Below are 14913 nucleotides of genomic sequence, written 5' to 3' on the forward strand. Positions count from 1 at the left end.
TTCATAGAATGATATTTTCACACTCCAGCCAACGCCAAATAAATCGTAGCACATACTATACTACTGACTTGTAGATTTGCAAAATAATTAGAAATTAATGCAACATATTGTTGAATTTAGATCTTCTATATTATTATATAGAAAGTAAAGCCTGTATTTCAATGATTAAGAATAAAAAAGAAAAAAATGGATTAATCAATTTTCTTAAATTCTGCTTTAGGCGCACCACACACAGAACATATATCTGGAGCTTCTTTCTCTACAGTATTTCCACAGAAATTGCATACATAATAAGGAACTTCTACATTTTCTCCCAATGCTTCCAATGCTTTACTGTACAGATCTGCATGAATCTCTTCCACCTGATTGGCAACATTAAAAGTCCAATGAGCTTCCTTATTGTTTTCTTTTTCTGCCTCTTTTATAAAAGCAGGATACATTTCCTTAAATTCTTCAACTTCACCAGCAATGGCTTCTTTGAGATTTTCCTTTGTACTATTAATGCCTTTCATTACTGTAAGATGGTTATGTGCATGGACAGTTTCTGCTTCTGCTGCAGCCCTAAACAATCTTGCAACTTGGAAAAATCCTTCTTCATCTGCTTTCTTAGCAAAAGCTAAATATTTTCTATTTGCCTGTGATTCACCTGCAAATGCTTCCTTTAAATTGTCTATAGTAGCCATTTTTCTCCTCCAATAAATATATTAAATTTGTATTAATATTATATATTTATAAAAACTTCATAATAAATTTTCCATCTATATTAAATATATTCTTGTCAAACTAATTTTCCTAGTAAAAGTTGATGTACTATTTCCTGCCAATTCCTGCAGCCATAGCAAAACAGTACACCAGGAGATCAAAAGTTGGATGATACTCTCAACTATAATGGGTATAGTCTTTACAACACTGGATTTGTTGTTATCTTACATATTCAACCTTTATTCAGGAGCTACCATTGTAATGATCTTAGCTGTAGTATTCCTAATTCATACTACATTAATGATTAAATATAAATAATTATTCTTAGTTTTTTTTTGCAATTATCATTATTAAGTTATAATAAAAAGTAAAACAGATATTAAATTATGAAATCTAAAATATCTCTGTTAATAATAGTAGTGCTTATTTTAGCTTTTAATATTTCATCTGCTTATGCAGATGTAATTGAACCTGGAAAAAAGGAGATCAAACTCTCCTACAAAATATCTAATATCAACAGTTTTCCAATGTACGTTTTTCTTCTCCACGGCAGTCCTTCACCTCAATATGAAATTCTAAATGCAAGTGAATTCAGTTTTTACAAGTTAAGCACAGCTTCAATATACGCTGTTAAAAGATCTTCATTCAACATGGACTCTTTAAACCAGAACAACCAAGGTGTTATAGAAGATTTTTTTAAAAATAATTCCAATGTGATACATTCAAATTTAGAGCTTGAAGGTAGTTATGGAACAGTCGATCAGAATAATCAACTTAATGGTGCACTAATAGTTCTAGAAATTGTATCAGTGAATGAAACCGCACTTGAAATAGAAAAATCAAAGATTATATTCAGCTTTACTGATGGAACGACCCAGGAAAAAGCATTTAAAGCCGGTAACACAACACCGGTTCCAACAAAAACCAAACAAATCGCTATAATCGACTACCTATGGTACTTGATTCTACCATTATTAGCTGCAATCGCCATAATATGTATATTACTTTATAGGAGAAAAGAATCTTCATAAAAGTAGATTTTATAGTTTAAGCGAAAAAAAATTTAAAAATCTAAGATTATGAAGTAAATCCTCTTTAAAGCAAAAAAGGGTATCAAATAATGGGTTATTTAACTGTATGGATCCTGACCGTTATCATTGAATTTATAATTATATGGATATTGGTAAAAGACAACCCATGGTTGCTCCTACTCTATTCTGTGATTATAAACTCATTAACACTTCCAATAGCAACTTACAGTTACATTAACCTATTACCAAATATTTATCTAGTAGAAATAACGGTAATTATAATTGAAAGCATACTATTAATGTTTCTATTAAAAATAAAATATCCTAAAGCTCTTATGATCTCAGCAGCAGCTAACACAGTGACAGCATTTATCGGATATCTCATGAGCATTTAGTACCAAAAAAGAGAAAAATAATAAAAAAATATCTATAATTTTATTCAAATAGACAATATTTACTTTTTAAGGACTTTGATTCCACTTTCAATTCCAATAATAAACTTCATCAACAATTTCAGAGAATACAATTTTAAACTACTCCCAGAATGGTATTGAGTTCTGTTTCGAGTTTTTTAGAATATTCTATGGTGAATTTAATGTCATAAATAAAGTTCCTTTATTTCATTATTCCAATATATTACGAATACATTTTAAAAAATATGTTAATTCTTATTCCTCAATTTTCCATCAATAAGTTAAAAAAATAGATTCCTTACTTTTCCTTTTTTTATTCTTTTTTACATGGTTTTTGACACTTTATTATTTATCAAAATTAAAATAAATTGTATTATTATGCTAATTTACAGAATACAATTATTTGAATTATACTAGTCAATCCTTAATTTTTTTGAATAATCATCGCTTCTAGAATTAAACCTTAAAAATCGGCAGGGAAAATATAAACCACTGCCAACCAATATTAATTAGATACAAATGAAATTACTAAAAAAATTTTCAATTGAACCTAAAAATATTCATCTTTATAAACTAGCATTTCTTCATGAGTCTTATTCCAACGAAAATAATCTCAATGAATGCTATGAACGATTAGAGTTTTTAGGTGATGCAGTCCTGGATCTGGTGGTGTCAGAATTCCTATACAATAGCGATCCCAATTTAACTGAAGGTCAATTAACTCGTATGCGTTCTAATTATGTTTGTAAAAAAGCAATTTATACATATTCTATGGAATTGGGATTGAATAAACATATCAAATTAGGTGGACCTGAATTAAGTAGAAGAGAAACAGATTCTGTTATTAGTGATGTTTTTGAATCATTTATTGGAGCTTTATATCTCGATTTAGGTTTGGATACAGTTAAAGAATTTCTTTCACAAACAGTTTTACCCCATATAGAAAACAAATCTACATTTTTTATTGATTACAAATCAGAATTAAAACTATTATGTGATCAGAATGCCTTTGAAGTTGCCTACGAATTAATCAACGAAGAAGGAGAACCACATAATAAAACATTTACAATGGTGGCCATAATTAATGAAAAAAATTATGGAACAGGTGTTGGGGGAAGTAAAAAAGAAGCACAACAAAACGCCGCTAGAATGGCCTTAGATAAATTATAAAAAGAGCTTGAGTTATTGATGTTTTATTTCTGCCATTTATGTTCTATCAACGCAGTATACTGTCTTTCCATTACAACAAATATTCATAAATTTACTATTTCATATGGGAGGATCTATATGTTTTAGAGAATATAATGCAGTCTGATCACAACTTGAATGCTTGTTTGTACCCATTTATATACATGGATGCCTATTTTCTAAATAGTTATAAATCTAATTTATTTTATATTCATGAATAAAAAAAATAACTTTAGTTACAACTATTAATCACTAAAAATTATCAAGAACTATTATTTTTATATGTATGTTGACGATACTAACTCATGATGTAGTGATAAATATTCTTATTTAAATGTACAAGATTAATTTATTTAAGGAGGTTCTTCCTTTGGATTCTAAAAAAATAGACAAAAATTTTTTGAATGTAGAAATAAGTATCCCTTTTTCGGATAAAATTGAAGATCCATCTGTGATTGATCCAACAGAACGTATAAGTATAGTTTTCAGTGCCGATTTAGATATGAGCACAGTTCAAGAAGGAATAAAACTTTATAAAGTTAAATCTGATGGAAAAGAAGTAGAAACGAATATTACAATAACTGCTGATGAAAATTCACAATCATTTCTTTTTATTAATAAATCTGACAATGTCAAATTTGCTGAAGGTGAAGAATATAAACTTTCCATAAATAAAAATGTAAAATCTTTAAGCGGAGCATCTTTAAAAGAGGAATTCACAAATTATTTTGCAATGGATTATTCATTTAATCTAAATTCAGAGGGAATTATAGAGTTAAATAATGAAAGAACGTTAATAATATGTATAAGTGATATACATTTAGGTGCAAACGACAGCTTTGCTGAAATAACCAAGAACCGAGATGTTTTGGTTGATTTTCTAAACCATGTTAGGATTTCCCCTAATATAAAAGAATTGGTGATAGCAGGTGATCTGATTGACGAATGGTTTGTTCCAATGAATTTAGATACATTTAATGGGAAAACACAACTAGACTTCGTAAAATCTGTAGCATTTAACAATAAACCAGTGATAGATGCTTTTAATAACATAATACAAGATGGAAAAGTAAAAGTGACATATGTACCTGGAAATCATGATTTATTAATAAATTCCGATGATATTCAAAGTATTATGCCTGGAATATCTCAAGCTCGCGATATTAAAGGTTTAGGAGCCTATACTCCAGTAGACTATTCAGAAATAATCATTGAACATGGACATAGATATAATTTTTATTGTGCCCCTGATTATTCAAACAAACACATAACACATAATGATTCAATACTCCCCCCAGGATATTTCTTTACAAGAATGGCAACCAGTTCAGTTATTCAAGGTCGCCAAAAAAAAGATATTAATTTACCCCCTGTTAATAAAAATGAACTTGGAGTGGATCAATATGGTTATTTCCTTTATTGGAATGTTTGGAAAAGTCTAATAACAGATTTCCCAATAAAAGAAGGATTAGATGAGAAAGTTATAAACACAGGTATCGATGGATACACTGATTTTTATGCAATAGATGATATTTTACCATACCAAAATCCTGAAAATAATTATATTGATCTAAATTTATACAAGGGAATTATTGAAACATGGGATGAAAGGCAGAACAAAAATTTAGTCTCTATTAAAATTCCGATTGAAGAAGCCGTCTTGAAAGGAACTTTTGCAAGCCATCTTGATGATCAATCCGTTGTCCAATACTTTAATAATCCCGTTTCTGAAAAACGAATTGTAATATTTGGTCATTCCCATGAGGCAAGACAAATAGCATCTTTCAATAAAAAGAATGAAAAAAATGTATATGTAAATTCAGGTACTTGGATTGATAAAAATGAACTTACTAGGACATTTGTAGTCATAATCCCCCAAAAAAGCAAAGATTCAACTCCAACTTATGTAAATCTTTATCAATATTCTGAAAGTGGCGATATTAAAAAAATATATTCCCAAGCACTCATAAACCTTAAATAAATCATATTTAATAAAATTTTTATACTCTTTCTTTTTTTTAAAATCTTGAATATACTCCAATTTACATATTACATATACATGATAAACTTAAACAAATTTCAAATGGCTTTATTTAGGAAATATTGCTATATAAATACTTTAATTAGCTAATTTAGCCTAATTTATTAAAAATTAGAATAAATTTTCTATAAATTGGATTTTTTTGACCTATTAAAATCAACCCAATTCTATTTTAAACAGAATGTTTTATAATTTCCTAATCCATTATTTTAGTTAATTCCAATTACCTTTGATATTTTATAACTATAAAAAAATCATTAAAAAGAAAATTTGAAATAATATATCTCAGTTTGAATATTACACGCTTATTTGCTGTGGCCATTAAATATTCTATTTCTTAACGTAATTCAACAACAAAATTAATAAAAGTCTTTGATTAGAATAATATATGTAAAAAAAATTGAAAATATAATTAAATTAACCGGACGTATATGGATGGATCCACTGTATCTCTTTATTCAACGATTAATAGGAGCCATACTTGGATTAGCACTAGTTTATTCTTCTTTTATGCTAATCAAAGTACTCAAAAACAAGGAATTTGCTCTTTCAATGGTTTTTCTCAATAAAAACCGGATTATAAATCTTTTCGGATTGTTGGTTATTGCTACATTTTCAATCTTTTTAACTGGTTTAGATTACGTTTTTTTCGGAAACAGTATAACTGTAGAAATTTTATTGGATTTAAATGCTTTAATACTTTTAATATTTACATTTTCGATTCAAAAATTAATGAGGGGAGATGAAAGTAAATGGACATAACAAACTCCTTTCTAAACACCACAAGTTCATTAATATTACTCATAATAACATTTACAACTTTTTATTTCCCATTAAGAATATATTTGAATCTTTTAAAGTATAAAGAAGCATCTTTAGGTTTGATATTCACTAATTTAGACAGTAACATCAATGTATTTAAGATATATGCAATTGCAGTTTTGATATTTGCTATAAGTAGATTCCTAGATCTTTTTAATCTAATTTCAAATTATTCTTCTATAGATAACCTGGCAACATTACTAAATATAATAACAAATGTCCTTCTTATCTATGCATTTTACAAATTGTTGGTTATAATCCAAATAGACGAAAGTATGAATAAGGAACTAAATAAACCATAGGTCACTAGATTTATTTTAATTAAAATGTCCATTAATTTATTTCATAAAATACAAATTCTATTTTCTAATTGTCACATTGTATGATTGATAGTAGGATGGACATTGGATTAAATGGAAAAGGATAAAAATATCTTTGTGATCTTATAATGTTTCTTTGATGGTTGATATAGACTAAATATGAAACATAAGACTTTACTATAAATAAACACGTTTACTCTGCCACACATCTATTTATTTATATATTAACTTTCTATTATATCATTTAATCCAGGTTAATTTTAATTTAGATAAAACATTAAAGAAAAGAATTTGTTATTTTTTAGATTGGTAATTGAAATAGAATTTAAAGCACTTTTCCTGGATTCTAATTTGCCAAATTCTACCTCTGTGATGTTTTATGATTTTTTTAATGTTACCCCAGTTAGAGAAGTACTTACTGCTATAATCTGCCTTATAATTATTATACCAATAATCAATAGGATCTAAAATTCCGCTCTTATGCATTTGATCCTACTCCTTGGATATAGATTATTGGTAAATATGATAATAAATTTTATAGCATCAATATTGACTATAAAAGAATATAATATCCATATCCTGATCATAAGAATATACTCAAAAAAAGAATAATTGGTTAAGAAATAAGATTTAAAAGGTTTAATAATTTTACAGAGTAGTTGGTAACCTAATCTATAATACTTTTTATTGTAAAAACAATTGACTTTAATATAGTATGTTGCCTGCATAATTTTACTATGTAATTGTGGCAACATTTCAATTTGTTATCTCTTCTTCATTATTAAATTAGCTTTGGATAGCGATATTCGCAAGGAACTGCAGTTTGACATTTACCACACTCAATATCTTGGATTATTTAACTCTTAGAATTTTATCCAGAACGAGAACAAGATCCATCATCTTTATCACTTTCAGTGATTGCTCAAGGTGAACACCTTTTGTGAACAAAAACTTATGATTAATGTGTTTACTTTCCAATTTTTGAAAAACTATTGACTTTGAGACAGTATTGTTGAACCTTTTACTGGTTCTAATTTGCCTATATCTTCTTGTTTATTTTTGTAATGTTGCATTATCGATTGCGTTTTGTATTTCTGAGTCATTAAATGGTTTATATATGTAACCTGATGGTTCGGTTTGCTTTGCTCTTTCAATGATTATTTTATTATGGCTTCCTGTTAAATATATAAACGGAATATTATAAAGCTCATGTATTTGTTTAGCTGTATCTATTCCATCCATTTCTCCGTTTAATTGTATATCCATTAAAACTAGATCTGGATTTGTTTTTCCAGTTTTTATGATAGCATCTTTTCCATTAAATGCTGTATCAAGTACGTAATGTCCCAAATGTTCTAATCGCATTTTTAAATCTATGGCTATTATGATTTCATCTTCTACAATTAGAATTTTTGAGTTTACCGTTTTTACACTTCCATATAATTTTAATTAATATTAATAATGTCACATATTATTATACTTTCATGTTTTTTTTGTGATATATTAGTATTCAAAATAATAAAAAAATTAGTTTAAAAATACTAATAATCATAATAGCTAACTGGATTAGTAGATAATTTATATAAATAAAATTTAAAAAAATAGAATTAATTCAAAGGTTATTCATTGATTGGGTAATGTGAAATAGAATGTTGAACCTATCCTGGTTCTGCCCAGATCTGTCCACCTTGTTGATATACAATTTTTTAGGCAATTGCCAGTCCTATCCCCGTTCCTTTATACTCTTCATGTTATGAAGTAGGGAAATATAGTGAATATCCCTTCTAAGTGTTCCGACGATATTCCAATTCCATACTCATTTACAGAAATAAATCATTAATTCTTCATCTACGATAATTATAGGGAAAGATCATAGAAAATTAATTATATAACACTAAAGAGTAAGAAAATCATCAATTATGTGCCGAATCGAAGTTCGAATTCATTTACAGTAGATCATAAAAGAATTTTAAGATTCCCTCATCACTTAATTCAATGGCGAGTATGTAAATACTAAGAAATTAAAAAATATGAAAACATTCGATTCATTCAATGATGCAGTCCCCAAATTCTGTATACAAGAGAAAGTAATAATTTTTTTAAGACCTTTCTTTATATTTCAATTCTTTAAAAATTATCTTAAATTCTGTGCCACCTTCCTTTTTAGTAAGTTCCAACTGCCCGTCCAACTGATTCACAAGGGTAGTTACCAACTGAAGACCCAAAGTTTCAGTATTTTCAATATCAATATCTTCTGAAAATCCAATTCCGTCATCAGCTATGATGAGTTCCAGTTGGTCTCTTTGGGAACTGAGTTTGACAGTTATGATTCCTTCTGATTGGGGAAATGCGTATTTGACGCTGTTAGTTACTAATTCATTGATGATTAGTCCTAAAGGTATAGCAGTGTCGATATTAATGTTAATATCTCCAATATTTAATACTGATTCAATGGTGCCTGCTTTGATTCCATAAGAATAAAATATGTCGGAGACAAGTTTCCTAATATACTCTTTGAAATTGATTTCATTGAAAGTAGGTGATTGGTAGAGTTTCTCGTGGATCATGGCCATGCTCTTCACCCGTCCCTGGCTCTCTTTCAATACGTTAATGGTTTCTTCTCCTTCCACATGCTGGGTCTGCAAATTCAACAAACTGGAGATGATCTGCATGTTGTTTTTGACCCTGTGATGGATCTCCCGGAGGAGAACTTCTTTTTCTTTGATTGTGGTTTTTAATTGGTTTTCGGCAACTTTTCTGTCGGTAAAATCACTGATAATTGCCATAATAGAGGAGATGCTCTTATCTTTGATTATGGGAGTTAAAGTTATGAACCCCCAACGAATTTTTCCATTTTTATCTCTGAATTGGGATTCGAATGGTTTTATTTGTTCTCCTTTTAATATTTGGGTTATATTTTCAACATAGACTGGTATATCTTCGGGAATTGCCAGGTCCAATTTAATAAAGTGCTTTCCAATTAATTCTTCCCGTGATAGGCCGGTTATATCGCTTGTTGCTTTATTAACATCCTGAATAATTCCATCGGTTCCAATCAGTAGGGTATAACTGGGGTCTGTTTCAAAAAGGGTATGGTATTTTTCTTCACTTTCACGTAGGGTATCTTCCATTTCTTTACGTTGTTGAATAGGGTGGGTTGTTACTACGATACCTTCAATATTAGGAACATGTATCATATTCTGAGAGATTGACTCTACATGGAGGTATTCCCCATCCGCTTTTCGAATTCTGAACTCCGTAGGAATTCCAGGATTCCGGTTTTCATAAACTTCTGCTAAATCATTCTTCACCCTCTCCAAATCATCAGGATGGATAAATTCGAGAGGACTCTTACCTATAAGTGAACCCTCAGGATAGCCAAGAATACTTTCTGATGAAGGAGAATCATAAATTATATATCCTTTTTTATCAAGGATGCGAATCAAATCAGTAGAGTTGTTAATTAACGTCCTAAATCTTTTCTCACCCTCAAGCAGATTTTTCTCTGCTTTTTTGAGTTGAGTTATGTCCATAAACATTCCAAAAAGTATATCATCTTTCAAACTAACACTTACTAACATATTAATACTTTGGCCATTCTTTCCCCGTGTTTCTAACTCGTAATCATTAACTTTACCTTCTTTTTTTAGTTTATTAAGTAATTTAATTCGATCATCCTTGTTTTTATATAATTTTATGATATTATTCTCTTTAAGCTCATCAATATTATCATAGTGGAATATCTTGGCCATAGCATCGTTGACAAATAATATGTCACCCTGTAAATTAGTTTTATAAACTCCAACAAGGGAATTATCAACCAACTCACGATAACTTTTTTCATTCTCTTTCAAAGCTTTTTCAGCCGTTTTGCGTTCGTTAATATTGTTGTAGATGGCCACTATTTTTCCATTGGGGAGTTTATATACCCAATTTTCTCTCCAACTTCCTAGATCTTTTTCATCTTTATATATGTTTTCAGGGAAATATTCTGATTTCCCTGTCTTCCAAACTCTTTGAAATACATCGAAAATTCCAAAATCTTTAACACCAAGAAATGTTTCTGTCAACTTTTTACCGATAACATCTTCTTTCTGTACGTGTTCTATATTCTCTGCAGCGGTGTTGAAATCTTTAAAAATAAAGTCTTTTCCATTGTTAACAGCTTCATAAACTGCAATACCACTATTCAAATGGTTAAACAAATCATGGTATTCATTTTCACTGTCCTGCAAAGCTTCTTCAGCTTCTTTGCGTTCTGTGATGTTTGTTATGAATGAAAAATAATGGTCAATATTCCCTTTTGTGTCTAGATGTGGGTTTACAACGAGTTCTATTGGAACAATTGAACCATCTTTTTTTATGTATTCTTTTTCGTATTGTACAGATTTTTTGGATTGTTGAAGTTCATCTAGGCATTTTTGTTCGTTTAATCTCCATTTTTCAGGAGTTAATTCCACATTCCAATTAATGGTTTTTAATTCTTCTTCTGAGTATCCAGTTAGTTTTTCAAATGCTTTATTCACAAAACCTAATTTACCATCTGGATAACCAATTCCTATACTTACAGACGCATCACGAATTATTTCTGCCTGTAATTGTTCTTTATTATGACTTTTCTTTAATTCATTTTCTGCCTGTTTTCGGTCGGTAATATCTCTTACTATAGCTTGGAGCAAATATTGGCCTTTAATTTTTAGTCTGTTTAAAGATATTTCAGTGTAAAAAGGTGTGCCATCATATTGGAGATGTTCCCATTCGAAATGTTGTGGACGGCCATCAAGAGCCTTGTTAATATATTTAATTGCCATATCTTCAGATATTTCCTTATTTGGCTGTACTTCCGGTGAAAATACTGTATAAGGTGTTTTTCCTATTAATTGTTTCTTATTAGTACCATAAATCTCTAAAGCCCTATCATTGCATTCTATGAATTTATCTCCTTCCATTAGGAGTATACCGTCAGCAGCTTGATTAAAAAGAGTACGATACTTGGTTTCACTATCTTTTAATTTATTTTTCAATTTATTTTTATAAATAGCAAGTTCTATGGCATATTTAAGTTCTGTTCGGTCGTATGGTTTGATTATATAACCATCGGGTTCTGTGAGTTTGGCTCTTTCAATTGTGGACTCTTCAGAATGAGCAGTTAAATAAATAACAGGAATATTTAGATCTTTAATCTTAGAAACAGCTTCAATACCATCAATATCACCTTTAAGAATTATATCCATCAAAATAAGATCAGGCATAATAGCTAAAGCTTTCTCTACAGCTTCCTCGCCACTGGACACAACGTATGGAACTTCATAACCAAAGGATTCCAAGGTTCGCTTAATATCCAAGGCTTCGATGTTCTCATCTTCTACTAAAAGAATTTTAACATCTGCCATTATAAATAACCTATTACCTTCTATATACAAACCCCTATTTGTTATTATAGTAAATAGATGAAAAATGATAATTAACTTATTAATTAATTTGACATTTTTGTTTGGTTTCAATAACGTGCTGTAAAGTCAGATTTTAGCTGCATATGACTCTACAAATGACATCTGAATTAGAAAATATTATATTTTAAATTCTTTCTTTGTATTTTAATTCTTTGAATGTGATTTTAAATTGTGTTGGGTGGCTTTTGTTGATTGTGATTTTTCCATCAATTTGTTCAATTAAAGTATTTACTAGTAGAAGCCCTAAGGATTCTAGTTTGTTTAAGTCAAAGTCAGCTGGTAATCCTATACCATTATCACTGATGATAAGTTCATATTTATCATCAACAGATTTAAGTGTAATGTGAATATTGCCTTTCATTTCATTGGGAAATGCATATTTTAGGCTGTTAGATATGAGTTCACTTATTATTAGTCCACATGGAACTGCAGTTTCCATATTCAAATTTACATTTTCTATTTCAAGTACTGGCTTTATTCGGGCTTCTTCTATATTATAAGAATAAAATAATTTTGAAACCAAACTTTGTATATAATCGATAAAATTGATATGGGATAAATCTTTAGATTGATAAAGTTTTTCATGTATCATAGCCATTGATCTAACACGATTCTGGCTCTCCTTTAAGATATTAACAGCTTTTTCATCATTTGTATATCTTGTCTGCAGATTTAGGAGGCTCGAAATTATTTGCATGTTATTTTTTACTCTATGATGAATCTCTCGCAGAAGGATGTTTTTTTCATTCAATGATGATTTAATTAGATTTTCAGCATTTTTACTTTTGGTGATATCAATAAGAGAAGCTAATAGCTTTTGAGTATCTGGAATAGTTACAACAGTAACCAGAATATCCTTTATATTCCCTTCTTTATCTTGACCTTTTGTTTCATATTCCCTAGGACGTTTATTTGGATCATTTCTCAGATCATAATATCCTTTAATTCTATCTAACTCTTCTTCCACTACAAAATCAGTCCATTTTTTCTTACCTTCTATCTCCTCCTTGGAAAATCCTGTTAATCTTTCAACCTCTGAATTTACACGTGAAATTGTCATATCTTGATCAATCATAATAATTGCAGTTCCAGTATTTTCAAAAATAGCTCTATAATAGATCTCACTTTCATGAGCTTCATTTTCTGCGATTTTACGGGATTCAACTTCCTTTTCAGCTACCACTAAAAGATTTTTATTCTCTTTTAATGTGATAAATTGACGAATAACTACTAGAAAAATGATTAATCCTACAACTAATTTAATTAACTGATAATTTGATTCGGATTGATTGTCATTAACCCATAAAAGTAGTATAAATGCGATTAACACCCAAATAAAAGGCAAATAAGAAATTAAATTAGATTTCTGGATCCAAATTATTATCTTAGAATATCTTTTCAAATCTATTTTTTCGTTACTCGCTTGTAAAAATGCAGCTAATCCAACCATAATAAAACTTATTATCCATCCCGTATCCAACAAACCGCCAGATATATAAGTTCCTTGTAATGTTTGATACGCATAAAAACTATCAGTAATAATCATAAACAAAATACCCATACTCAGAAATAATATTGGCACAAAATAATCATCAAACTTACTATAAATCCATCTTAATAAAACAAAAAATAATAAGAAATCTCCAATTATGTAACTTACAGATATTATATTAGCAAATGAGTTTTGTTGGCTTGAAAAAGTTGGCATAATTAAAAAAGTCCAAAATATGAGTCCAACAGCAATGAAAATAATTCCCATGTCTAAAAATATTTTAAGCATTTCACTCTTACTGAAAGAAAATTTGGATAAATAATAAATACCAATAGCAAAAAGCGGATAAAAAATTAAATAAAAACCATCAGCTACAGATGGAAAAGGGTTCTGATTAAATCCAAGCTCTAATATAGCCCATAATATATCTCCAATTGTATAAAAAGAAAATGCTAATGCTATAAACATCCAAGCCATTTGCACACGTCTACCATAATAAACAGACCTAATAGCTGCATAAAACAAGGTTAAAACAACCAACAAATCAATTACAATGGGGAAAAGATCACCAAAAAACATCCTCAGTGTAGAATCGTTACTCAACAATATTGTAAGGATCATAAAACTAATTACAATAATAAAAGCAATTATAAAAATATTTTTAACTGATATTAAAGGCTTACTAACCATATTACAATACATTCCAAAATAAAATTTAACCTCAATATATTACTTAACAAATTAAAATTAATGAACATATCATAAATAGTTTCAGATTATTTTAATATTAAACTTATTAAAATCTGATTTAAGAACAATACCATAAACATAACAAAATAAAGTATACACTCATTAAGATAATACCCCTAAATTTATCTGTAGATTAATAATTAATACTGTCATTATTATTCATTTTTGTACGGATATATTATAGAATCCATCAGTATCAGATATATTGGTTTGAAACTCTGTTTTTCAACTTTTTCCATAGTTTTTTAAGATCATTACAAACTATTGACTTTGAAATAGTATTTTGCCTGCATACTAACTCATTGGTTCATTGGTAGCTCACCATCATTCCTCCCCTAGCAACCCTCGAAGCAGGCAGTCTGTCCAGTGCTGGGTTTCTCCTATTCATAGTAGGCTCAGCCAATCTCTTAAGAGGACCGTAGGCACCAGTCGTAATGATATGACAGTGATTATTTATTCACAAATTCAAGTATTACAGTTTTCTAACTGCTTTTCAATCTATATGAAACATACCTTATATCATTATCTAAACTTGAAAGATATCTAAAAAATTATAAAACCTAATAATTATGAATATGATTTTTTTTTAAAAATAAATTATGATAATGATAAAATAAGTTAGTTATTGATTATTTAATAATATATAGTGTATATGTTGTTATAATAAGGATGGCCGGCAGCGTCAAAGGGTTCCCATAGGC

The 14913-nt window shown here is 29.1% G+C and carries 11 protein-coding genes; 7 read left to right on the forward strand and 4 right to left on the reverse strand.

The window, feature by feature from the left end:
- Positions 1-191: 191 nt before the first annotated feature.
- Complete coding sequence (locus K8N75_RS12250) at positions 192-683, reverse strand: rubrerythrin family protein (RefSeq protein WP_223792343.1); 492 nt, start codon at positions 681-683, stop codon at positions 192-194.
- A gap of 205 nt (positions 684-888) precedes the next feature.
- Here K8N75_RS12250 and K8N75_RS14310 point away from each other — a divergent pair, with 205 nt between their 5' ends.
- From K8N75_RS14310 to K8N75_RS12285, 7 genes are all read left to right on the forward strand, one after another.
- On the forward strand, positions 889-1020 hold the full coding sequence (locus K8N75_RS14310) for a hypothetical protein (protein WP_420830726.1): 132 nt from the start codon (positions 889-891) through the stop codon (positions 1018-1020).
- A gap of 68 nt (positions 1021-1088) precedes the next feature.
- Complete coding sequence (locus K8N75_RS12260) at positions 1089-1733, forward strand: hypothetical protein (protein WP_223792344.1); 645 nt, start codon at positions 1089-1091, stop codon at positions 1731-1733.
- A gap of 89 nt (positions 1734-1822) precedes the next feature.
- Positions 1823-2128 (forward strand): hypothetical protein, encoded by a 306-nt coding sequence (locus K8N75_RS12265; protein ID WP_223792345.1) that lies wholly within the window; start codon positions 1823-1825, stop codon positions 2126-2128.
- Positions 2129-2665: 537 nt separating this feature from the next.
- Complete coding sequence (gene rnc, locus K8N75_RS12270) at positions 2666-3316, forward strand: ribonuclease III (protein WP_223792346.1); 651 nt, start codon at positions 2666-2668, stop codon at positions 3314-3316.
- 388 nt (positions 3317-3704) lie between these two features.
- The gene (locus K8N75_RS12275) at positions 3705-5315 is read left to right on the forward strand and encodes a metallophosphoesterase (RefSeq protein WP_223792347.1); all 1611 of its coding nucleotides are present in this window, start codon (positions 3705-3707) and stop codon (positions 5313-5315) included.
- Positions 5316-5810: 495 nt separating this feature from the next.
- Positions 5811-6137: a hypothetical protein gene (locus tag K8N75_RS12280; RefSeq protein WP_223792348.1), complete on the forward strand. Its 327-nt coding sequence runs from the start codon at positions 5811-5813 to the stop codon at positions 6135-6137.
- Positions 6128-6499: a hypothetical protein gene (locus K8N75_RS12285; RefSeq protein ID WP_223792349.1), complete on the forward strand. Its 372-nt coding sequence runs from the start codon at positions 6128-6130 to the stop codon at positions 6497-6499. Before K8N75_RS12280 ends, K8N75_RS12285 begins: the two co-directional genes overlap by 10 nt.
- Before the next feature lie 1071 nt (positions 6500-7570).
- Here the strand turns inward: K8N75_RS12285 and K8N75_RS12290 are convergent.
- The 3 genes from K8N75_RS12290 to K8N75_RS12300 all read right to left on the reverse strand — a co-directional run bounded on the left by K8N75_RS12290 (position 7571) and on the right by K8N75_RS12300 (position 14152).
- Positions 7571-7927: a response regulator gene (locus K8N75_RS12290; RefSeq protein WP_223792353.1), complete on the reverse strand. Its 357-nt coding sequence runs from the start codon at positions 7925-7927 to the stop codon at positions 7571-7573.
- Between the two features lie 689 nt (positions 7928-8616).
- Entirely contained in the window at positions 8617-11910 is a 3294-nt protein-coding gene (locus K8N75_RS12295; protein ID WP_223792350.1) for a PAS domain S-box protein, read from the reverse strand.
- A 184-nt stretch (positions 11911-12094) separates the two neighbouring features.
- Positions 12095-14152, reverse strand: coding sequence for a histidine kinase dimerization/phosphoacceptor domain -containing protein (locus tag K8N75_RS12300; protein ID WP_223792351.1), 2058 nt, complete (start codon positions 14150-14152; stop codon positions 12095-12097).
- Between the last annotated feature and the right edge of the window lie 761 nt (positions 14153-14913).

Source organism: Methanobacterium spitsbergense (genome assembly GCF_019931065.1).
GTDB classification, from domain to species: Archaea; Methanobacteriota; Methanobacteria; order Methanobacteriales; family Methanobacteriaceae; genus Methanobacterium_B; species Methanobacterium_B spitsbergense.